Here is a 20,287-nt window from a genome sequence, read left to right on the forward strand (position 1 = left end):
TACTGTTGTCGGCATGACGCTGCGTGCGCTTCTTCTTGGCTGCCGCTGCGGGGCCTGACCACCGTGTGACCGGCACCCCGCAGCGGGGCTGGGTTGCGCGCCGGTCACGTTGGCATACCTCGCATGAAGGAGAGCCCTCGTGGCTGACACATCCGCTTTCTCGCGTCTGCGTACCCCCGCCGGGGACGTTCCGCCGGGCGCACCCGCATGGAATCCGCAGCGGCTTTCCGCGATGCGGCACCACCGCTACAGCCCCGTGCACGAGCGCGTGGCGCTGCCGGTGCTGGAGCGGCGGGACTGGCCCGGCCGCCGTATCGAGACGGCGCCGCTGTGGGTGCCGGTCGATCTGCGCGACGGCAACCAGGCCCTGCCGGAGCCGATGGACACCCCGCGCAAGCGGCGGCTGTTCGACCTGCTGGCGGTGATGGGCTTCAAGGAGATCGAGGTCGCCTACCCCTCCGCCAGCCAGACGGACTTCGCCTTCGTACGCCACCTCGCCGAGAGCGGTGCGGTGCCGGATGACGTCACGATCAGCGTGTTCACGCCCGCGCGGGCGGAGCTGATCGACCGCACCATCGAGTCCGTCCGGGGTCTGCCGCGGGTGCTGCTGCACATGTACACCCCCAGCGCCCCCACCTGGCGCAACGTCGTGCTGAACAAGAGTCGTACCGAGCACAAGGACCTGATTCTGCGGGCGGCCGAGCACCTGATGCGCCGCGCCGAGAAGGAACTGCCGGACTCCGACGTGCGATTCGAGTTCTCCCCGGAGGTCTTCAACTGCACTGAGCCCGAATACGCCCTCGACGTCTGCAACGCCGTCACCGCCCTGTGGCAGGCCACGCCGCAACGCCCGGTGGTGATCAACCTGCCGGCGACGGTGGAGATCTCCACCCCGAATGTGTACGCGGACCAGATCGAGTGGATGCACAAGAACCTGGACAACCGCGACAGCGTCCTCCTCTCCGTCCACCCCCACAACGACCGTGGCACCGGCGTCGCCTGCGCGGAACTGGCCGTCCTCGCGGGGGCGCAGCGCGTGGAAGGGTGCCTGTTCGGCAACGGGGAGCGCACCGGGAACGTGGACCTGGTCACGCTCGCCCTGAACCTGTACACGCAGGGCGTCAACCCGATGGTCGACTTCTCCGACATCGACACCGTCCGGGCCGCGGTGGAGGACTGCATCCGTATGTCCGTCCACGCCCGCCACCCCTACGGCGGCGATCTGGTGCACACGGCGTTCTCGGGCACCCACCAGGACGCCATCGCCAAGGGCCTGATCGCCCACCACGAGCAGGCCGCGAAGCTCGGCGTGGAGCCCGGCGAGGCCCCTTGGAACGTGCCGTACCTGCCGATCGACCCGGCCGACATCGGACGCACCTACGAGGAGGTCATCCGCGTCAACTCCCAGTCCGGCAAGGGCGGCATCGCGCATCTGCTCCACACGCACCACGGCCTGGACCTGCCGCAGCGCATGCGGATCGACTTCTCCCGCGCCGTACAGCAGGTCACCGACGACACCCAGCGGGAGGCGTCCCACAAGGACCTCAAGGAGCTGTTCGACCGCACCTACACCGCCCCCGCCACGTCCGGCCCGTACGCCCTCGGCCGGTGGAAGGTCCTGCCCCACGGCGCCGACGGGACGCAGGAGTTCACCGCGACGCTGAAGACACCCAGCGGTTCCCAGGAGGTGCGGGGTTCGGGGAACGGACCGCTCGCCGCCATGACGGCCGCGCTGCGGGACGCCGGGATCACCGTCGACATCCTCTCCTACAGCGAGCACGCCACCTCGACCGGCAGCAGCGGCGAAGCCGTGGCGTATGCGCACTGCCACGTCGCCGACCAGGGCAACTGGTGGGGAGCCGGCGTCGACACCTCCATCGTGGCGGCCGGAGTGCACGCGGTCATGGCCGCGGTCAACCGCGCGCACCGGACAAAGGACGAAGCGGCGTGACGGTGCGGTAGCCGCAGGACCTGGACCTGATCCGCGGGACAAGCGGCAGGCCATCGTGCTTGCAGCGCGGATACCCGAGCGCCATCCGACCCCTTTGAGCCAGAAGGGGCAGCGTCCCAGCGGAACCCGGCATTCAGCAGGGGCGCGTAGAGGTGCCCGGGGCGCGCAGTTCGCGGATCAGGCGGGTCAGGTCCGCCGGGGCGGCCGCGAGGCGAACCGGCCTCCCCGCGTCGTCGAGTTCGGCGATGTGCCAGCTACGGGGGATCCCGTCGCCGTCGCCACCGCGGGCGCGCCGCACGTTCTGGACGGTGAGCCGCTCCACCGGAATCCGCTTCGCCGCGAACCGTCCCGGGCCGGCGTGGGGCGTCACCGCGAGCGGGCCGCCGCCGAGGACGATGTGGGTGCCGAAGCGGTACGGGTTGTAGTCGGTGTGCTCCAGGAAGCAGGCGGCCACGAACACCTCCTCATCGGCGGACGTTGCCCCGGCGGTCCCCTCGGTCGTCCCGGGCTCTCCGGGCATACGGGCCCGAGTGGCACGCCAGGCCAAGGCGAACAGGCCCAGTGTGCACAGCGAGCCGACGGCCGCCCATGTGATCGCGACGGGAGAGCGAGGCAGGTTCGTGGCGTGGAGGTAGCAGAGCGGCAGTAGCCACAGAGCGGTCCCGACCAGCGCACCCGCGAACGGGAGGGCCGACGGGAGGACCTCGTCGTCGGGCAGCCGGCGCCCGCGCAGGCGCAGCAGTACCCGGGCTCCGGGGTAGCCCGCGGCGAGCGCGAACGCTGCCGAGACGACGGCTACGGACCCGCCGGTGGGGACATGGTCGCGCCAGACGTAGTGCTCTCCGGCGACCTCCATCACCTCGCCGCGCCAGACGGTCAGTTCGACGCGTGCACCGGGCTGGAATCCCTCGGCGGCGTCCTGGGAGACCTCGATTCGCCTCACTGGCCGGTTCTCGGTGAAGTACAGCCAGCTGCTCTGCTTGGGCGGGTTGGCCTCGGTCCGCGCGATCACGGCCGGCCGGGTGGTCCGGCACTCGCTGCGCTCACTGGCGGGCGTCCCGGCGGCGCACGGGGCGGCCGACGTCCACGCTTGCTCGTACGACGCGATGATCGGCACGACGGACGCGGTCCCGCCGGCCGACGCGAGCAGCAACGCGCACACGGCCAACGACCCGGCCCAGCCCCGCCCGGCGGTGCGGTGCGAGACGACAGGGAGATGGTCCGATTCCGGGGCTCCGTACTCGCGGTGCAGCGCGCGGAGCGCGTCCAACTCCGCGTCGAAGTCCGAGGCGTACCCCGAAACCGCCTGCGGGAGAGGGAGGAGCACCGTGCGTCCGTCCCGCAGCAGCAGGCTGACGCGACGCACCTCCCGGACCCGGCTGTTGTTCGTGTGCGACAGGCGTATGCGCAGATCGGCGACGTCACCCCACGGTACGCTCCGGCGGCGCAGCCGCTTTCGGAAGCGCAGCCCGTCCGCGTCGGCGGTCACCTCGGCGGTGACCGCGAAGAGCGCCACGATGCCCAGCAGCGCCAGCAGCACGCCGATGCCCGGCCAGAGATCCAGGAGCGTGCCGCCATACGCCGCGTGCACGACGGCCAGGCCCACTCCGACCGCCCCGAGTCCGACGAAGAACCACAGCGCGCACTTCCGGGAAGGCCGGCACGTTATTTCCCCCGTATTGCTCATAAAGGGAATCATGTCACTGGTCGGACTGGTCCGGCTTGGGCGGAGTTCGGCAGCTTCCCGGCGAACCACGTTGGCGACGTAAGGGAATTGCTGGAGATTGTCCATGGAACCGCGGCAGCACCGTGGTGGTGCCCGTGGCAGTCCCCCGGTGGGGTCGGAACAGGCAACGGGGCAGGGGCCGTGGCGGGCATGTGAGGCAGCTCACGCCCGGGGACTGCATAGCGGGAGATGGGCCAGGGCCTTTGTAGGGGCGTAGGCGAGTGATCGAGGCGAGGGATGGCGTTGATGGGGCAGTTGCGGGCCGATGCGTTCGACCGGTTCGTCGCGGCTCGTTGGCCGGCACTGCTTCACCTGGCGCATCTGCTCACCGGTGGAGATCGGCATCGGGCCGAGGATCTGCTGCAGGAGGCGCTGGTCAAGCTGTGGTTTGCGTGGCCGAGGGTGGCCGAGCAGGCGCCGGAGGCGTATGTGCGCCGAGTGCTGGCACGCGCGGCGGCTCGCTCGGCGCGACGCCGCTGGTGGGGCGAGCGTCCGGTGGAACGGTTGCCGGAGCTTCCCGAGGCCGGCGATGTGGCCACTGCCGTGGAGGAACGGACTCGGCTGGAGGCCGCGCTGGCATTGCTGCCGGTGCGGCAGCGCGCCGCGGTGGTGCTGCGCTATTACCAGGACCTGTCAGAGACGCAGGTTGCCGAGGCGCTGGGGTGTCCGGTGGGCACCGCCCGGTCCCTTACGTCACGGGGCGTGACGCGTCTGCGTCAGCTCCTGGGTGACGCCATCGAGCCGGTGAAGTGAAAGGAGACATCATGGAAGACTTCGAACACGAACTCGCGCGGATGATGCGCGATACCCAGGCAGACACCCCCTTTGAGGACCAGCACCGGCAGCGGCTGCAAGCCGGGGTCCGTGCCCGTCGGCGTGCTCGGACGGTCTGGGTGGCCACCGGCTCGGCGCTGACGATCGCCGGGCTCGGCGTCGGGCTGGAAGTCCTGCCGAGCGCTTCCGCCCAAGGCGGGCCCACCGTTCCTCATCACCGACCCACCTCCACGACCGTGCCGGTCCCCACCCCGACCCGCACCTGCACGACCGTGCCGGTCCCCATTCCGACCTACACGTCAACGACCGTGCCGGTTCCGATCCCCACCCGCACCTGCACGACAGCGCCGGCCCCGACCCACAGCTCGACGACCAAGTAGGGCCGGCCAGGATGCGGGCTGTGGCGCAGGAGTGGACGGCAATGACGGCAATGCCGAGACCAAGGCGCGCGGATCCTGGAGCGGCATCGACCCGCCGGTGGAACAGCCGGACACCGAAGTGACGGTGCGCGCCCGGGATGGAGGAGGGGGAGCGGGAGGGCCGTAAGTACATATCGAGACTCGCCGCTTACCTGCGCGACTCCGCTCGGTAGCGGTAGCGGTAGCGGTAAAGGCACCGGCACCGGCACCGGCACCGCCAGCGGCATCGACATCGGCACCGGGGCGAGGAGCGCCTCGCCCCATGCGAACGCTGTGCCGCATTGCCGCTGAAGCGTCGAGTCGACCAGCACCACCACCGACCGCCCGCCGACCGGCAGATTCGCGAGCCACCGGTGATACCCGCGTACCCGCCGTCGGTCGCCCGCGCCGTGACCAGGCACCGGGCGGCAGTGGCAACCAGCCACTGAGAAGGCCCCGCCGGCAAAGGCAGCCAACCAGGAGATCGCCATGCGATTCCGCTGCCAAAGGCGTGCCCAGCGCCACGGGCTCCATGACATCACGTCAGTCTCTGCTGCGCTCGGAGACTGATGGGCGATCAGTCCGCGAGTCCGCAAAGACGACCGTGCTCGACCCGACGCCTACCCATGTGCCTTGCCGGACCGATTACTTCAGGCACCAAATGGTCGCCCCCCGCCGCGAGCCGCCATTGGCAGGGTGCTCCGCCCGTCGAGGTGGAACTACTCGGCGGGGAACGACGGTCGGGTATCAGTGCACATGCCCTATCAACTTGCGAGAATAAGGACGAATTGAAAAAGTGCCTACCGTACTCGTCAGGGTCTTCAAAACGCCCGGTCTTCGCAAGAAGATACTCTTCACGCTCGGAATCTTGCTTCTCTATCGGTTGGGCCAGAGCATCCCGGTCCCCGGGGTGGATTACCGGAGCGTTACGCAGTGCATCAAGGAGGGGGTCGGCAACGACGGCCTCCTCGGCCTGATCAACACGTTCAGCGGTGGTGCGCTACTGCAGCTCACCGTCTTCGCCCTGGGGATCACGCCGTACATCACGGCGAGCATCATCCTTCAACTGCTGACGGCGGTCATTCCGCGCCTGGAGGCACTGAAGAAGGAGGGGCAGGCGGGCACTGCGAAGATCACCCAGTACACCCGGTACCTGACGCTGGGCCTGGCGGTGCTTCAGGGCGCCGCCCTGGTGGCTCAAGCCCAAAGCGGTGGGCTCTTCCCGACCTGCCAGGTCCGCGCCCAGATCGTCCCGGACACTTCGATTTTCCCGACCTCCGTCATGGTCATCACCATGACCGCCGGCACCGCCCTGGTGATGTGGCTCGGAGAGCTCATCACCGACCGCGGCATCGGCAACGGCATGTCCATCCTGATGTTCACCTCCCTCGCCGCCAGCTTCCCGGCCAACCTGTGGGGGATCAAGGAATCCGGCAAAATCCTCGGCGGCTGGGGCGAGTTCGCCATCGTGATCGCGGTAGGACTCTGCATGGTCTGCCTTGTGGTCTTCGTCGAGCAGGCGCAGCGTCGGATCCCGGTTCAGTACGCGAAGCGAATGATCGGCCGCCGTTCATACGGCGGCACCTCGACCTACATCCCGCTGAAGGTGAACCAGGCGGGTGTCGTTCCCGTCATCTTCGCCTCATCGGTGCTCACCATCCCCAGTCTGATCGATCTCGGCGGTAACTCGGCGTCAGGGTGGTCCCGGTGGATCGCCACCAATCTTTCCAGAGGCGACCAACCGATCCATCTGACGCTTTACTTCCTGCTGATCGTCTTCTTCGCGTTCTTCTACATCGCCATCTCCTTCACGCCCAAAGAAATTGCCGACAACATGAAGAAGCATGGCGGGTTCATCCCCGGTATCCGGGTCGGCCGACCCACGGCTGACTACCTGGGCTATGTGCTCAACCGGATCACCTGGCCGGGAGCGCTCTACCTGGGGTTGATCGCGCTTGTGCCCACAGCGGCACTGGTGCTGTTCAACGGCAGCAATTTCCCCTTCGGTGGCACGAGCATCCTCATCATCGTGAGCGTCGGACTGGAGACCGTGAAGCAGATCGAGAGTCAGCTCCAGCAGCGCAATTACGAAGGGTTTCTGCGCTGACGCGCACCACGAACCGCACCACCCACACCTCGTATCGGTGAGGTACCAGGGAGACCGGAGCGGTCTGGGGCGGGGCGATCTCACTGACCCGGATGGGCGCGGCGGCGCTGTACTTGCCGCGCATGGCCCGGGAGGCAGATCCGGGCCGGGCTGCGCGGGTGGTCGTCCACGGCCGCGCCTCGTGCGGCCAGTGGAGCCATGGGCCGAACGCATGACGCCCGGCCCGGTCGGTGTTTCATCGCTTTCGCGACGCGTTAGGCATGGTATTGCCCGCTGGGCCACAAGCACGGATTCGGCGGGATCATCACGGGCACCTTACCGATCACCTGGAGGTACAGCATGCGATCCGTCCGCGTCACCGTCATCACCTCAGCGCTGCCCCTGGCCCTTGTCACCCTCGCCCTGGCCGGGACCGACGCCTCGGCGGCCCAGCACTCACAGGCCGCCGCCTCCCTGTCGAAGGAAGCCGTCGCCAAGCCTGCCGGTGGCGAGGGCGGCGGCCTCCTCGACCCCGTGATGGGCCTCGTGGGCGGCCTGGGCGGCATCTGAAGCGGTCCGCGGTGGAGTCGGCACGAACCGTGAGTCACGTGATCTCCTCGCGCTCGCCGAGCACAACCGCACTGTGGGTTGCCTGGGCCCGGGCGGCGGAGCACCGCCGCCCGGACAGGCTGTTCGCAGACGACTTTGCGGCTGCCTTCCTGGCTGCGGCCGGTGCGGAGGCCGGCACCCCTCCCGCCGAGTTCCGCGAATCGCTGCCCGCGGCTGTGGCGACCCGGACGGCCTTCTTCGATGAGCACCTCAGGAGCGTGACCGCCGGCGGCATCCGACAGGTGGTGCTGCTCGGCGCCGGACTGGACACCCGCGCCTTCCGCCTTCCGTGGCCGGCCGAAACCAGCCTCTACGAGTTCGACACACCCGAACTGCTGGCGTTCAAGGAGACCGTGCTGGCCGACCAGGGCGCTGCCGCCACCTGCCGTCGTACGCCGCTGGCCGTCGACCTGACCGGCGACTGGCCCGCCGCCTTGTGCGCTGCCGGGCTGGACCCCGCGCAACCGGTCGCCTGGCTGGCCGAAGGGCTTCTGCCGTACCTTGAGGTGGAGGTCGCGGACCGGCTGTTGACGGGGATCGGACGCCTGTCAGCGCCGGGCAGCACGCTCGCCCTCACCTACAACCCGGGAGCCTTGCGCACGCTGGCGTCCGTTCCCGGTGGCCGGCATCTGGACCGCGTCGGCGTGGCACACCCGGCGCTGCCCGGCCACCCCGAACCCTGGCTGGCACGCCACGGCTGGCAGGCACACGCCCACGACCTCCTCCACCAAGCGGTGGCCCACCGTCGCGTCCCCGCCGAGGCGATCGAGCACACCAGTCCTGGCGCGTCGGCGTGTTGGCTGGTCACCGCCACCATCCCCGGCCAGCAGTCGCACCATCAGCCGCCGCCGCGCTGACCCGGAACGGGCCCTCGCTGTCCGCGATCCGCTGCGCCGGCTGCCGCCGGTCAGGACGGCGGGCGGCCCACCCCACCCCGACCGGCAGTCGTGGCACTCATCTCCTGCCTTCGGCCAACACGGCGGCGAGGAGTCCCGGGAAACGGGTATCGAGGTCTTCGCGTCGGAGAGTCATCAGACGGGCCTTCCCCACCCGACGGGTCTGTGTGATTCCGGCTTCGCGCAGGATCCGCCAGTGATTGGACAGCGTCGATCGGGGCACGTCCACGCCGTCCGGGCTGCACGCACTCTCGCCGTCCTCGGCCATCCGGCGGACCAGTGCCAACCGAACCGGATCGCCCAGGGCGTGGAGCACCTCGGCCCATTCCCGGTCCGCAGGGTGGGGCTGTCCCACTGGTCCTCCTCGCCTTCGCCGATGTGACACCCGTAGTATGCAGATCGCTTCGTTGTTTCGGGAAAATCGAAATGATCTAGGGGATGACCGTGTCGGTACTCGCCACCTTTGCCCGCGTCTACGTCGACGACCTGGACGTGGCGCTGCCCACCTTCGTCGAGCTCACCGGCGAGCAGCCACGACTCCGGTTCGACTACGGTGACTTGGACCTCGCTGCCGTCGGCGGCTATCTGCTTCTCGCAGGTTCCGAGGAGGCCCTCGCCCCGTACAGGGGCACCCACGCCACCGCGATCGTCGACTCCCTCGACCAGGTCCTGCGCCTCACCGAGCAACACGGCGGGGAGATCCTCGACGGACCCAACGAGGTCCCCACCGGTCGCAACCTGACTGTGCGGCATCCCGGAGGCGGGACCATCGAGTACGTGCAGTTCCACGCAACCGCACGGTCCGCCCTCGCCTGAGTCGACCAGTCGGCCCGAAGCGGCCGCGCCCACCGGACCCGTCGGACAAGTCCTGTCGGATGAAGATATGTGCTCGGACGAGTGACGCTCCGACACTTTGATATGAGCGCAGTGGTTAGGGGTGGTGGCAGTGCGTTACGAGCGTCCGAAGGTGGGGCGCTCCGGAGGCACGAGAGTCGTGCCGCGTCGTTGAGCGCACCTGCTGGAAGGGGTATGGATCGTGAAGATCGCCAAGGCCGCTGTGGGTGCTGTCGGCGTCGTGCTGATGCTGGGGGCCGCGTCCCCGGCGCTCGCGGCTCCTGCGCCGAGCGGTGACGACATGCTGGTGGACAGCAGCACGGTCAGCAAGAACGACGTGAAGAACCCGCTCAAGGACATCAACGCCGATGTGGTGATCGGCGGGTTGAGCAAGGTCGCCGACAAGCTGGCGACGAAGAACGACCTCGCCTCCAAGACGAACGCCCTTGGCGCCAGGGGCACTCGCTGATCGTCGGCTGGTGAGACATCGGCGCTCCTGCCACAGGGGCGCCGAATCCGCTTCCCCCACGACACCCCTCGGGTGCCGGACTTCCCTACGGCGCCCCCTGCACTACGCGGACGGTGAGCGGGTGGGTGTCACCGAGTGCGCTGCGGCAGTCCTCACCCAGTGCTGTCAGTAGCGGGAGCGCTTGTTCCCGCCTGCCGGACAGTTCGAGCATGCGGGCATGGTCGTAGCGTGTCGCCAGGGTGCGCGGGTGGAGGGCTCCATGGAACTCCTGCTGATCGGTGATCACGTTCGCCAGCTGGAGAGCGGCCTTCCGCGGTTCACCTGCTTCCCCGATGAACCGCGCCATTTGGTGCCGGGTGCTCAAGGTGCGTGAGTGCCGTCCGAGGATGCGTTCCTGGTCGGCGAGTAGGGCTTCGAGCTGGCGGACGGCCTCGGTGGGGTCACCCGCCTGTCCGGTCAGGACGGCGATCTCGTAACGGGTGGTGAGGACCTGGGGATGGGACGGTCCTATCACCCGTTCCTGGTCGGCCAGCGTCCGTTGCAGTTCTTCCAGCGCCTCCGTCACGCGGCCCGCGAGACCCAGGGCCCGGCCGAGTTCCTGACGGGTGAGGAGGACCTCCATGTGGTCATGCCCCATGGCCCGTTCCTGATCAGGCACGAGGTCGCGATACCGCTGCACGGATCCGGCGCAGTCCCCCGACTCCCTGCACGAGCGCGCCAGGAGCCTACGCGTTCCCAGTGTCTGCTCGTGCCCGGCACCCAGGACCCGCTGTTGGTCCAGGACGAGTTGGTCCAGGATGCCCGATGCCCGGACGAGGTCTCCGGCTTCGAGGAGATAGCGGGCGATGTCGTTGCGCGCGACCAGAGTCGCGGGGTGGTCGTCGCCGAACCGGCCGCGGCGCTGTTCGAGAGCGGTCCACAGCGCCTGGACCGCCGTGGCGGGGCGCCCGGCGTTGCCGAGGGCGATGGCATGCGCGTACTCGGCGTCGGGCACCCCGCTGCGGCGCGCGAAGTCGAAGGCATCGACGGCGATGGTCGTGCGCATCAAGTACACGGCGGCCCACCCGATACCGAACGCCTCGTCGGGCGAAGCCGTCGCGAGGAGGGTGCGCCAACTCGTCTCGGGGATGGACGGCAGCCACGCCAGGTCGATCAGATAGTCGAAAGCCAGGTACCCGCCGTCGGCCGGAAGCAGGAGGCTGCTCGCCCCGTGCACGGCCGACGTGGCCCAGCCGAAAGCCGCTTCCGGAGACTCGGGGCGCAGCAGCGGGCCGCCTTGCCGGACCAGGTACTCCTCGTGCAGCCGCAGCAGGACCTCCTCGCGGACCGGTCGGTGCAGCCCCATACGCCGGCAGTCCACCGCGGCCGCGACCAAGGCGGCGCCGCGCGGGTGTTCACCTGCCTGCCAGGCGTGCTTCCAGTCCTTCACCAGCTCGGGACCGGCGGCCAGCACCTCGGCCACCCCGAACCGGCTCGCGCCCTCGGCTGCCGCCCTGATGCGCGGGTCGTCCGCGGACGAGTGCGCCAGCCGGACCTCGCGCGGGGTCCACAGGCGGTCCAGCTCCACGGGATCAGGTGCCATGAGCAGCACCTCGCGGCCCGCCTGCCAGGTCGTCGCCTCTGTCACGTCCCGCTGCCGGGCGCTGTACCGGTCGAATTCCTTGCTGCGCATCGAGGCGATCAACGTCACGCGCCGGTGGGACCCCGCGAGCATGGTGGCGACCATGTCCGCTGTCAGCCCTCCCACGCGCAGGAACTGGTCGAACTCGTCGCACCACACCACGCAGTTCCGCGTCGCGGCGACCCGCGCCGCCAGTGCCCGCAGATCCTGGGTCGGCCTGGCATGGAAGAACCTGTGCTCGGGCACGGCCGCCTTCATCGCCTCGAACGCCAGCCGTGACTTGCCGGCCGTCGACTCGCCGACGATCAGTACAAAACCGCCGGCGGCGATGCGACGTCGTACCTCGTCGAACCGGTCTCTGCGGACGAAGTCGGGCACGCGATCCGTGCCCGTTCGTGAGCCGCCGCGCACCGCCGCGGGGTGGACTCCCAGAGCGATGGCGTCAAAGACTTCGTGCACCTGGCACGGCTGAAGATCTGAGTCCGCCGCCTGTCGCGCCGGGCGGCGGCGAAGGGCCAGCGCGCTCTGGGCTTCGGCGGTGACCACGCCGGTCACGGCCGCGCCGACCGCCGCGATGACGGCCGTCGCCCAACCCGGTAACCACGCCGCCGCCACCAAGCCACCGGCAGCCGCTGTCGCGGCCACTGCCATCAATACGGCCCACGGCCGCAAGAGTTCCCACAACGTCAGGCTCCCGACCCCGCGCTCAACGTCCTCGTCACCCCAGTGTCGTGGTCCCGTGTCGGGTGCGGGGGGCTTTGAGGAGGATGCGACCAGCCGCGCGCGAGCGGCCCCGCCACGCCAGCGGCCCCCGCCACGCCAGCGGCCCCCGCCACGCCAGCGGCCCCCCGATCGCGATCGAGGGGCCGGCGTGGTCGCTACCTCTGCCCGCGGTTCACGCCCGACGCAGTGCGGAGCGGCCCGCGTAGCGCGCCGATTCGCCCAACTCCTCTTCGATCCGGATCAGTTGGTTGTACTTCGCGGTACGGTCGGATCGGGAGAGCGATCCGGTCTTGATCTGACCGCAGCCGGTCGCCACCGCCAGATCCGCGATGGTGGTGTCCTCCGTCTCGCCCGAGCGGTGCGACATGACAGCCGTCCAGCCCGCCTCGTGAGCCGTCGCCACCGCTGCCAGCGCCTCGGTCAGGGTCCCGATCTGATTGACCTTGACCAGGACCGAGTTGCCGACGCCGGTGCGAATGCCCTCGCGCAGCAGCGCCTCGTTGGTGCAGAACACGTCGTCGCCGGTGAGCTGGCAGCGGTCGCCGACGCGGGCGGTCAGCTCGCGCCAGCCGTCCAGGTCGTTCTCGGCCATCGGGTCCTCGATGGAGACGACCGGGTAGCCGTCGATGAGCTTGGCCAGGTAGGCGGCGTGCTCGGAGGGGGTGCGGCGCACCCCCTCGCCCGCGTAGTCGTACACCCCGTCGCGGAAGAACTCCGACGACGCCGGGTCCATGACCAGGCCGATGTCCGTCCCGGGGCGGTAGCCGGTGCGCTCGATGGCGGTCATCACGAAGTCGAGCGCCTCCTCGGCGGTACGCAGCGCGGGCGCGAAGCCGCCCTCGTCGCCGACGCCCGTGGAGTGCCCGGCGGCCAGCAGGTCGCGGCGCAGGGTGTGGAAGACCTCACTGCCCATGCGGACGGCTTCGGCGAAGGTGTCCGCGCCCACGGGCGCGATCATGAACTCCTGGAAGTCCAGCGGATTGTCGGCGTGGGCGCCGCCGTTGACGATGTTCATCATCGGCAGCGGCAGGAGGCGGGCGCCGGCGCCGCCGAGGTAGCGGTAGAGGGGCAGGCGGTGGGCCGCAGCGGCGGCCTTGGCGGCGGCGAGGGAGACGCCGAGGACCGCGTTCGCGCCGAGTCGGGACTTCGTGGCGGTGCCGTCGAGGGCGATCAGCGCGGCGTCGAGACCCGCCTGGTCCGCCGCGTCCCTGCCCCGTACGGACGCCGCGATCTCCCCGTTGACATGGGCCACCGCGCGGTCGACGCCCTTGCCGTGCCAGCGCGCGGAGTCTTTGTCGCGCAGTTCCACGGCCTCCCGGGCGCCGGTGGAGGCACCGGAGGGGACGGCCGCACGCCCCAGGGATCCGTCCGCCAGGAGGACGTCGACCTCGACCGTGGGGTTGCCACGGCTGTCGATGATCCGGCGGGCGTTGACGGTCTCGATGGCGGCGTTGACGGTTCCGACTGCCTGTGTGGACATCGGAGGTCCTTCCCGTTGTCGTGTGCCGTGGCCCCGGCTGCGACCACGCTGGCGCTGAGCCCGACAGGCCAAACAGTACAGCAAAGCTGATCAGTTTTGCTGTGCAGTATCGCTGTGCAGCATTGCTGCGCAGCTTGGCCGCGCAGCAATGCTGACCAGCGCGGTAAAGTGCCCTATGCCCACCTCGGAAGCCGCCGCCATCGCCGCTGAACTGCGCACCGCGATGGGCAAGCTCACCCGACGCGTCACCCACGAGGACCGCATCCCGCTGGGCCAGGTCGCGGTGCTCGGCGCACTCGACCGCAACGGCGCCATGACGACCAGCGACCTCGCCGCCGATCAGCGCGTACGCCCCCAGTCGATGGCCCGGGCGGTGGGGCTGCTCCTGGAACAGCACCTGGTCACGCGCCGGGCGCACCCCACGGACGGCCGTAAGTCGCTGGTCGAGCTGTCCGACGCGGGGCGGGCCGCGCTCGAAGCGGAGCGCGGCCGCAGGGTCGGTTGGCTCGCGCAGGCCATCGAGGCCGAACTCACGGATGAGGAGCGGGCGTTGCTGGCGCAGAGCGCCGCCCTGCTGGAGCGGCTCGCCACGCGCCACTAGTCCGTACGCCTGCGGGCCCCGCGCGTCGGCGGGGTCCGGGGAGAGCGCGGCTGCTCCCGGTCTGCACTTCTTCAACCCCGTACCGGTGCTGCCGCTGGTCGAGCTGGTGCTTCCAGAGTGTGACGGTGCGGCGGAGGAGACGCCCGTCACACGCGTCCGTGTCACATCGCGGCGAGCGCTTCCGTCATAGGGGTGTAGCCAACGACAACGGCCAAGGAGCACACCATGGACGCCCGTTTGAACCTCTTCGCCAGCCCGGCCGCGGGCAAGCTGCTCAAGCACTTCACCTCGGCAGGCAAGGTGATCTCGGACTCGGCACTGCCGGCCGCGACACAGGAACTGGTGAAGATCCGCGCGAGCCAGATCAACGGCTGCGGATTCTGCCTCGATATGCACACCAAGGAGGCGGCCGCGGCCGGTGAGACCTCGACGCGCCTCAACCTGGTCGCGGCGTGGCGGGAGGCCACGGTCTTCACCGAGGCCGAGCGCGCGGCGCTGGAACTGGCGGAGCAGGGCACCCGCCTCGCCGACGCGGCCGGCGGGGTCGCGGACGAGGTCTGGGCGAACGCCGCCAAGCACTACGACGAGGAGCAGCTCATCGCCCTGGTGTCGCTGATCGCCCTCATCAACGCCTACAACCGGCTGAACGTCCTCGTCCAGCAGCCCGCCGGCGACTACCAGCCCGGCCAGTTCGGCTGATTCGGCCCGTTGCGGCAACGAGTGGTGCGCGGCCCGGAAGGCTGCCGCCGGCGGACGTCCCGCCCTGGCGGCGGCCCCGGCTCCGGGCCGCCGTCCGCCGCCGTGCGCGTGCGCTACTCGTCCTCGTCGAAGGCGTCGTCCAGTTCCTCCAGCGCCTCCTGGGCTCGTTCGGCGAGGTGGTGCGGGCACAGCCGGACCTCAGGGGTGAGGCCGTCGTCGGGTGCGGGGGACGCGTCGGGTGCGTGGAGGTGGTCGAGGAGGGACGGCAGCCGGTCGCCGGTGTCGGGGTGGGTGCCGCCGTGCGGGCACTCGGCGTCGAGAGCCGCAGTGGCCGCGGGGCGCAGTGCGTCGCGCAGTTCCCTCCCCGCGTTGTAGGGGATGTCGTAGGGGTCTTCCGCGTACCACAGCATCACCAGCAGCAGTACGGCCTGCTCGCGCGGATCGGCGATGCCGTCGCGCCCGTACCGGCGGGCCGCCCACACCGCGAGGTCGTCCACGTCGATGGACGGGTCCTCGTCCTCCAGCAGGCGGGCCAGCCGGTCGAGGGCGAGACGCCCGTCCGCGTCCAGGAACTCCTCGTCGAGGTGGTCCGTCTCCCGCGGGGCGAACAACTCCGCATACCCCTCGCGCAGTTCGTCCAGGGCTTCGTCGGCGAGGGAGTGCAGGAAGGCGGGACACAGCCAGCCCCGGAGGCCGCCCCGGCGGCCGCCGGCCCCGGCCAGCTTCGCGCGTCCCCCGGGGCTGCGCAGGTAGCAGCCGAACTGCGCCGCACCGGCGGGGTCGGAGTGCGGCTCGGGGTGCTCGGCGGGCGTGTGGGCGCAGGTGCTGCCGGCAAGCTGGGCGAGCACCTTCTCCAGCCCCTCGATCATGTCGTCGAGGGCTTCGGGCGTGGTGATGCGGCCCGAGACCGCATACCACCGGCTGGCGTGCATGGCCGCGACATACCCGGCCTGGACGCCCTGGGACGGATGGTCGGGCAGCGAGAGCGCCAGGCGGGACAGATCCAGCGCGGGGTCCCCGTAGGGGTGGTCGCAGAGCGTCGAGGAGAGCCACCTGAGCGCGTCGGCATCCTTGCGCGGGATGACGGCCGGGATGCCCGGCGCGCCCGTCGTGTCTGCCGTGCCCGCCGTTCCGAAGGGCGCCAGGACATCGGCGGTGATCCGCGCGCAGGTGGCGACGTTCGTCGGGCACCACGAGGCGTCGTCGTGCTCGGCGTCGGTCGTCTCTCCGCTGCCGAAGGCCGGGAAGCCGCGGAGTTCCGGCACCAGGACACCGACCCCGTCATCGTCGATGCGCTCCAGTGCGGCCCGGAACGGGTGCGCCTCATGCGCGCAGCCGCGCCCGCCCAGCGCACTGTCGGCGGCCAGCAGCGCCTCCAGGGCGCGGCCCGCCACGCCCTCCCCCGGCCTCCACGCCACGTAGGACGCCATCGTCACCAGCCCGAACGTCCACAGCGGCGCCCACTCCCCACCGGGGTCGGCGGCCAGCCGGCGTGCGCAGTCCACGACGAGCGGGTCCGCGTCGGCCCGCTCGGACCACGGCCCCACGCCGCCCCAGGCCGCGATCAGTTCGTCGAGCGGGAGCGAGCGGGGGGATGCGGGTCGGCAGTTTTCGATCATGCTCGTGACGACGACGGAGCGGCCTCCCCAGTTCCCGCGCGGGCGGCGAGAACGGTCGCTCACCCCGCCGCCACCGACTCCGCGGCACCGCGGCCCAGGAGGTCGTGGAGGAGGCGGGTGGCGGGGAGTTCGGGGTGGAGGTAGATGTGTTCGCCGCGTCGGGTGATGGCTGCGAGGAGGGCGTGGAAGGTGGTCTTCGCGTCCTCCGTGTGGCCGGCCCGGTGCTGGGCCTGGCCGAGGAGGCCCAGGTGGAGGGGGCGGCGCAGATGGGTTCTGGAGTTGCGGAGTTCGGCGAGACAGGAGTGCATCAGGGCGAGGCCGTCCTCCCGTCCGGAGCAGGTCAGGCCCCAGCCCTCCAGCATGCCGAGCATCGCCTTCCAGTAGATCAGCCCGTGCTCGTTCGCCACCCGGACGCCCTCGGCGCCGGAGGAGCGGGCCGTTTCGGCGTCGCCTTCCCAGGCCGCCACGACCGCGTTCACGTAGAGGGCGAAGGAGCGGTCGGAGGGCCTGCTGTCGTCCTCGGTGAGGCGCAGCAGTTCGCGGCGGCGTGCCGTGGCGGTCTCCCGGTCGCCCAGGAGCCAGTGGGTGAAGGTGTTGTAGGAGCGGCAGGAGACGCGCGGGTCGTGCTGGAAGGTGCGGGCCAGGGAGTGGCCCTCGCGGGCGTAGCCGTCCGCCATGGCGACGCCGTGCTCCAGTTCGACCAGTGCCTGCGGCAACTGGCCGCGGACGTGCAGGACGATGCCCTCGCCGTAGGCCGCGCCGAGCACCGCCACGGGCTGGCCGTCGCGTTCGGCGAGCTCCCGGAGCAGGCCGGAGTACCGGCGCGAGGTGTCGTAGCGGCCGGTGACGAGGTCCGACGCGCACAGGGCCCAGAGCACCGACGGGTCTTCGGGGGAGCGGGTGACGGAGTTGAGGGCCCGTCCGCGGGCGAGCGCGGTCTCGGCCTCGGCGTGGCCGTAGCCCCGGGTGGTGGCCAGCACCTGGCCGAGCTGGATGTGCAGCCGCTGGTCCAGGGACGCGGCCGAGGGATCGCCGGGCGGCAGCAGGCCGACCAGGTGCACCGCGCGGCGCAGCCAGATCTCCACCTGCTCGTAGGCGAGTTGCTGCTCGGCCTGCTCGGCGGCGCGCAGCAGCACGGGAAGCGTTTCGGCGGTGGGCATGGCGCTCTTGGCGTGCCAGGCGTGGTGGGCGAGCCGCTCGATCTCCTCGTCCGCCACCCGCCCGAGCCTGCGGGTGGAGATCCCCTCGGCGACCCGCGCGTGCAGCCGGTGCCGGTCCTCGCGGGTCAGCTCGTCGATGAGCGTCTCCTGGACCAGGGCGTGGGTGAAGTGGAGCCGCTCCGGGTGGTGGGGGTCCTCGCCCAGCAGCCCGGCGCGGATCGCCGACTCCAGTGCCGCGGTGACCGGTTCGTTGTCGGTGGCGGTCAGGTCCAGCAGATCGGTGTCGATCTCGGTGCCGATGACGGCGCACAGCCGCAGTACGCACAGCACCGTCTCGGGCAGTGCGGCGAACCGCTGGTGCAGCGCCTCGCGGACGCCGGTCGGGACCCGGGTCAGCAATACGTCCACCGCGTCGGGCCGGCGCAGGCTACGCGCGTCACCCAGGAGGGAGAGCAGCTGCATGACGAAGTACGGGTTGCCCTCGCTGCGCCGGTGCAGCACCTCGACGACCTCCGCGTCGACACCGGGGCCGGCCTGCGCGACGACGAGGGCGGCGACGGCGTGCCGGGAGAGGCCGCCGAGCCGCAGGGTCTCGGTCCGGGGGCCGCGCAGCACCTCGGAGAGCATCCGGCGCAGCGTCGCGTCGGACTCGACCTCGTACTCGCGGGCGGTCAGGACGATGCCCAGCGGGTGGCCCTGGCTGCGGGTGCTCAGCAGTCGGAGCAGGTCCAGGGAGGCGGTGTCGGCCCAGTGGAGGTCTTCCAGGAGCAGGACCAGCGGGCGCTGGGCGGCGAGCGCGAGCAGGACCTCGCAGACCGCGTCGTGGGTGAGGAACCGGGCCTGGCCCCAGTCGGATTCGGGGGCCGGTCCGCCGGGCCGGGACGCCCGCTCGGGCATCAGCGGGGCGAGCAGCGCGCCGAACGGCGTCGCCGCCTCGCGGAAGGCGTCCGGGCGGGTCGTGGACAGCCGCCTGAGGATCTGGGCCCACAGCCAGTAGGGCGGTACGCCCTCGCCCAGGAAGCAGTGGCTCCAGACCACCTCCAGGCCCGCACGGGCCTGTTCGGCACCGGCCCGGCCCGCACCCTCCTGGCCGGCGCCGGCGGCTTGCAGCCGGGAGGCGAGTTCGAGGAGCAGCCGGGTCTTGCCGACGCCGGCCGGGCCGAGGACGCCCGCGACATGGCCGTGCCCGGCCACCGCGGACTCCGCCGCGGCCGTCAGACGCTCTAATTCCTCGTTGCGGCCGGTGAACGGCGACTGGGTGCGCGGCCCGTCGGGCACCGCCTCTGCGACCTGCGGGCTCGTGTCGCTGTCCGGGGCCGGCGCGTCCGGTGCGCTCGCGGACGGGGCAGGGGCGGCCGGCGGGGAGTCCGCGGCGACCGGCGCCGGTCGGTGGGCGTGGTCCGGCCCGGTGGTGGTGTGCGTCGCCGCCGCCCGGTCGGTAGGGGCGGCGCCGACCTCTCGGCGCGCTGGGGATCCGGGGCCGTCCTGGGGGCCTTCCCTGCGGTCGGACGCCGTTGCCGTGAAGGGCCCGCCCGGGGCCGCCGCTGTACCGCCGCCTCCACCGGACGCCTCGTTCTCGGCCAGTGGTTGCGGCTCCTGCGCCGCGCCGACGGGCGGCCGCGCCGCGGCCCTGGTTGCTCCTTCGCCGTCGTTCCGCGCGGCGACCCCGATCACCGGAGCGCCCAGCGCGGGCCCGGCCGGTTCCGGGCGGCCGGGGCGCGCTCCCGTGCCGGGCCCGCCCGTCCCCGGCTCCTGGCGCAGGATCGCGGTCCTGACCCGGCGGAGTTCGGCGGCCGTGCCCACGCCGAACTCCTCGTTCAGATGGGCGCGGGTCCGTTCGTACACTTCGAGCGCCTCGGCCTGCCGCCCGAGCCGGGACAGGGCCGTCATCAGATGGCCGACCAGGCGTTCTCGCGCCGGATGCAGGCGCGCCTCGCGGTCGAGGCCCGCGGCGACCTCCTGGGCCTCCCCGAGGGCGAGCCGGGCCTCCGCGCAGGACTCCACGGCGGTGAGCCGGACGTGTTCGAGCCGCGAACTCTCGTCGCTGAGCGGGGGATGGCCGTCGAACTCCGCGAAGGGCGAGCCCCGCCACAGCGACAGGGCCGCCGCGAACCGGTCCCGCGCGGCGCGCGCATCGTGCCGTTCCAGCAGCCGCCGGCCTTCGGAGACCAGGCGCTCGAAGCGGCAGCCGTCGATGTGTTCGGGGGCGAGTTCCAGGACGTAGCCGGGCGCGCGGTGGCGCAGCACCGAGGGGCGGTCGGGCCCGGCGGCCGGCTGCAGTGCGCGGCGCAGGTGGGAGACGTGGCTCTGGAGCGTGGCGACGGCCTGACGCGGGGGCTCCTCGCCCCACAGCTCCTCGATGAGCAGCTCGGTGGGCACCACGCGCCCCAGGCGTATGAGGAGCAGGGCGAGCAGGGCCCTGCGGCGTGGCGGGCCGAGGGGGAGGTCGTGGCCGTCGCGGTGCGCCGACATGGGGCCCAGAACGCTCAGCAGGAAGGCGGGCTCGTGCGACCCGACCTCGGGGGTCGGGGTGGTCGGGGCCGGGGTCGGTATGAGGGATGAAGGCATATCGGTCCCAATCGTTCTCGCACGCGCGATCGTGCTGACAGGCGGGTGGCGCCGTGCGGCCGGAGCCCTCCCA

Annotated in this window: 16 protein-coding genes; 10 read left to right on the plus strand and 6 right to left on the minus strand. The window is 71.2% G+C overall.

Features of this window, described 5'->3' with window-relative positions:
* Nucleotides 1-232: 232 nt before the first annotated feature.
* Nucleotides 233-1,951: a 2-isopropylmalate synthase gene (leuA, locus tag ACZ4NB_RS05455; protein WP_467658651.1), complete on the plus strand. Its 1,719-nt coding sequence runs from the start codon at nt 233-235 to the stop codon at nt 1,949-1,951.
* A gap of 133 nt (nt 1,952-2,084) precedes the next feature.
* On the opposite strand, the gene ACZ4NB_RS05460 is transcribed toward leuA, so the two are convergent.
* Nucleotides 2,085-3,638, minus strand: a complete 1,554-nt coding sequence (locus ACZ4NB_RS05460; protein WP_467658463.1) for a PH domain-containing protein — start codon at nt 3,636-3,638, stop codon at nt 2,085-2,087.
* Nucleotides 3,639-3,923: 285 nt separating this feature from the next.
* Between ACZ4NB_RS05460 and ACZ4NB_RS05465 the strand changes: the two genes are divergently transcribed.
* From ACZ4NB_RS05465 to ACZ4NB_RS05485, 5 genes are all read left to right on the plus strand, one after another.
* Nucleotides 3,924-4,430 (plus strand): SigE family RNA polymerase sigma factor, encoded by a 507-nt coding sequence (locus tag ACZ4NB_RS05465; RefSeq protein ID WP_467658464.1) that lies wholly within the window; start codon nt 3,924-3,926, stop codon nt 4,428-4,430.
* Between the two features lie 11 nt (nt 4,431-4,441).
* Complete coding sequence (locus ACZ4NB_RS05470; RefSeq protein WP_467658466.1) at nt 4,442-4,831, plus strand: cellulase; 390 nt, start codon at nt 4,442-4,444, stop codon at nt 4,829-4,831.
* Nucleotides 4,832-5,645: 814 nt separating this feature from the next.
* Entirely contained in the window at nt 5,646-6,956 is a 1,311-nt protein-coding gene (gene secY, locus ACZ4NB_RS05475; RefSeq protein ID WP_467658467.1) for a preprotein translocase subunit SecY, read from the plus strand.
* A 339-nt stretch (nt 6,957-7,295) separates the two neighbouring features.
* A complete protein-coding gene (locus ACZ4NB_RS05480; RefSeq protein WP_467658468.1) occupies nt 7,296-7,505 on the plus strand; it encodes a hypothetical protein in 210 nt (69 codons plus the stop codon).
* A gap of 38 nt (nt 7,506-7,543) precedes the next feature.
* Nucleotides 7,544-8,401, plus strand: a complete 858-nt coding sequence (locus ACZ4NB_RS05485; protein WP_467658469.1) for an SAM-dependent methyltransferase — start codon at nt 7,544-7,546, stop codon at nt 8,399-8,401.
* 97 nt (nt 8,402-8,498) lie between these two features.
* Here the strand turns inward: ACZ4NB_RS05485 and ACZ4NB_RS05490 are convergent, their stop codons facing one another.
* Nucleotides 8,499-8,795 carry an ArsR/SmtB family transcription factor gene (locus ACZ4NB_RS05490; protein ID WP_467658471.1) on the minus strand — a complete coding sequence of 99 codons (297 nt, stop codon included), beginning with the start codon at nt 8,793-8,795 and terminating at the stop codon, nt 8,499-8,501.
* A gap of 83 nt (nt 8,796-8,878) precedes the next feature.
* Here ACZ4NB_RS05490 and ACZ4NB_RS05495 point away from each other — a divergent pair, with 83 nt between their 5' ends.
* Nucleotides 8,879-9,256 (plus strand): VOC family protein, encoded by a 378-nt coding sequence (locus tag ACZ4NB_RS05495; protein ID WP_467658472.1) that lies wholly within the window; start codon nt 8,879-8,881, stop codon nt 9,254-9,256.
* Between the two features lie 220 nt (nt 9,257-9,476).
* Nucleotides 9,477-9,743: a hypothetical protein gene (locus ACZ4NB_RS05500; RefSeq protein WP_467658473.1), complete on the plus strand. Its 267-nt coding sequence runs from the start codon at nt 9,477-9,479 to the stop codon at nt 9,741-9,743.
* 85 nt (nt 9,744-9,828) lie between these two features.
* Here the strand turns inward: ACZ4NB_RS05500 and ACZ4NB_RS05505 are convergent, their stop codons facing one another.
* On the minus strand, nt 9,829-11,742 hold the full coding sequence (locus tag ACZ4NB_RS05505; protein ID WP_467658475.1) for a tetratricopeptide repeat protein: 1,914 nt from the start codon (nt 11,740-11,742) through the stop codon (nt 9,829-9,831).
* Nucleotides 11,743-12,259: 517 nt separating this feature from the next.
* Complete coding sequence (eno, locus tag ACZ4NB_RS05510; protein ID WP_467658476.1) at nt 12,260-13,567, minus strand: phosphopyruvate hydratase; 1,308 nt, start codon at nt 13,565-13,567, stop codon at nt 12,260-12,262.
* A gap of 175 nt (nt 13,568-13,742) precedes the next feature.
* On the opposite strand from eno, the gene ACZ4NB_RS05515 reads away from it, so the two are divergent.
* Both ACZ4NB_RS05515 and ACZ4NB_RS05520 read left to right on the plus strand, forming a co-directional pair.
* On the plus strand, nt 13,743-14,168 hold the full coding sequence (locus ACZ4NB_RS05515; protein ID WP_467658477.1) for a MarR family winged helix-turn-helix transcriptional regulator: 426 nt from the start codon (nt 13,743-13,745) through the stop codon (nt 14,166-14,168).
* 225 nt (nt 14,169-14,393) lie between these two features.
* Nucleotides 14,394-14,867: a carboxymuconolactone decarboxylase family protein gene (locus tag ACZ4NB_RS05520; protein ID WP_467658478.1), complete on the plus strand. Its 474-nt coding sequence runs from the start codon at nt 14,394-14,396 to the stop codon at nt 14,865-14,867.
* Nucleotides 14,868-14,980: 113 nt separating this feature from the next.
* Here ACZ4NB_RS05520 and ACZ4NB_RS05525 read toward each other — a convergent pair whose 3' ends face one another.
* Both ACZ4NB_RS05525 and ACZ4NB_RS05530 read right to left on the minus strand, forming a co-directional pair.
* Nucleotides 14,981-16,486: a hypothetical protein gene (locus ACZ4NB_RS05525; RefSeq protein WP_467658479.1), complete on the minus strand. Its 1,506-nt coding sequence runs from the start codon at nt 16,484-16,486 to the stop codon at nt 14,981-14,983.
* 59 nt (nt 16,487-16,545) lie between these two features.
* Nucleotides 16,546-20,214: a BTAD domain-containing putative transcriptional regulator gene (locus ACZ4NB_RS05530; protein ID WP_467658480.1), complete on the minus strand. Its 3,669-nt coding sequence runs from the start codon at nt 20,212-20,214 to the stop codon at nt 16,546-16,548.
* Between the last annotated feature and the right edge of the window lie 73 nt (nt 20,215-20,287).

The organism is Streptomyces sp. NPDC026575, from assembly GCF_055567415.1.

Excerpts from the sequence above, each read along its gene's own strand:
- ACZ4NB_RS05495 (WP_467658472.1), top strand. The coding sequence starts at position 8,879 with ATGACCGTGTCGGTACTCGCCACCTTTGCCCGCGTCTACGTCGACGAC.
- ACZ4NB_RS05525 (WP_467658479.1), bottom strand. The coding sequence starts at position 16,486 with ATGATCGAAAACTGCCGACCCGCATCCCCCCGCTCGCTCCCGCTCGAC.
- ACZ4NB_RS05480 (WP_467658468.1), top strand. The coding sequence starts at position 7,296 with ATGCGATCCGTCCGCGTCACCGTCATCACCTCAGCGCTGCCCCTGGCC.
- eno (WP_467658476.1), bottom strand. The coding sequence starts at position 13,567 with ATGTCCACACAGGCAGTCGGAACCGTCAACGCCGCCATCGAGACCGTC.
- ACZ4NB_RS05470 (WP_467658466.1), top strand. The coding sequence starts at position 4,442 with ATGGAAGACTTCGAACACGAACTCGCGCGGATGATGCGCGATACCCAG.
- ACZ4NB_RS05530 (WP_467658480.1), bottom strand. The coding sequence starts at position 20,214 with ATGCCTTCATCCCTCATACCGACCCCGGCCCCGACCACCCCGACCCCC.
- ACZ4NB_RS05465 (WP_467658464.1), top strand. The coding sequence starts at position 3,924 with ATGGGGCAGTTGCGGGCCGATGCGTTCGACCGGTTCGTCGCGGCTCGT.
- ACZ4NB_RS05515 (WP_467658477.1), top strand. The coding sequence starts at position 13,743 with ATGCCCACCTCGGAAGCCGCCGCCATCGCCGCTGAACTGCGCACCGCG.
- leuA (WP_467658651.1), top strand. The coding sequence starts at position 233 with ATGCGGCACCACCGCTACAGCCCCGTGCACGAGCGCGTGGCGCTGCCG.
- ACZ4NB_RS05460 (WP_467658463.1), bottom strand. The coding sequence starts at position 3,638 with ATGAGCAATACGGGGGAAATAACGTGCCGGCCTTCCCGGAAGTGCGCG.
- ACZ4NB_RS05520 (WP_467658478.1), top strand. The coding sequence starts at position 14,394 with ATGGACGCCCGTTTGAACCTCTTCGCCAGCCCGGCCGCGGGCAAGCTG.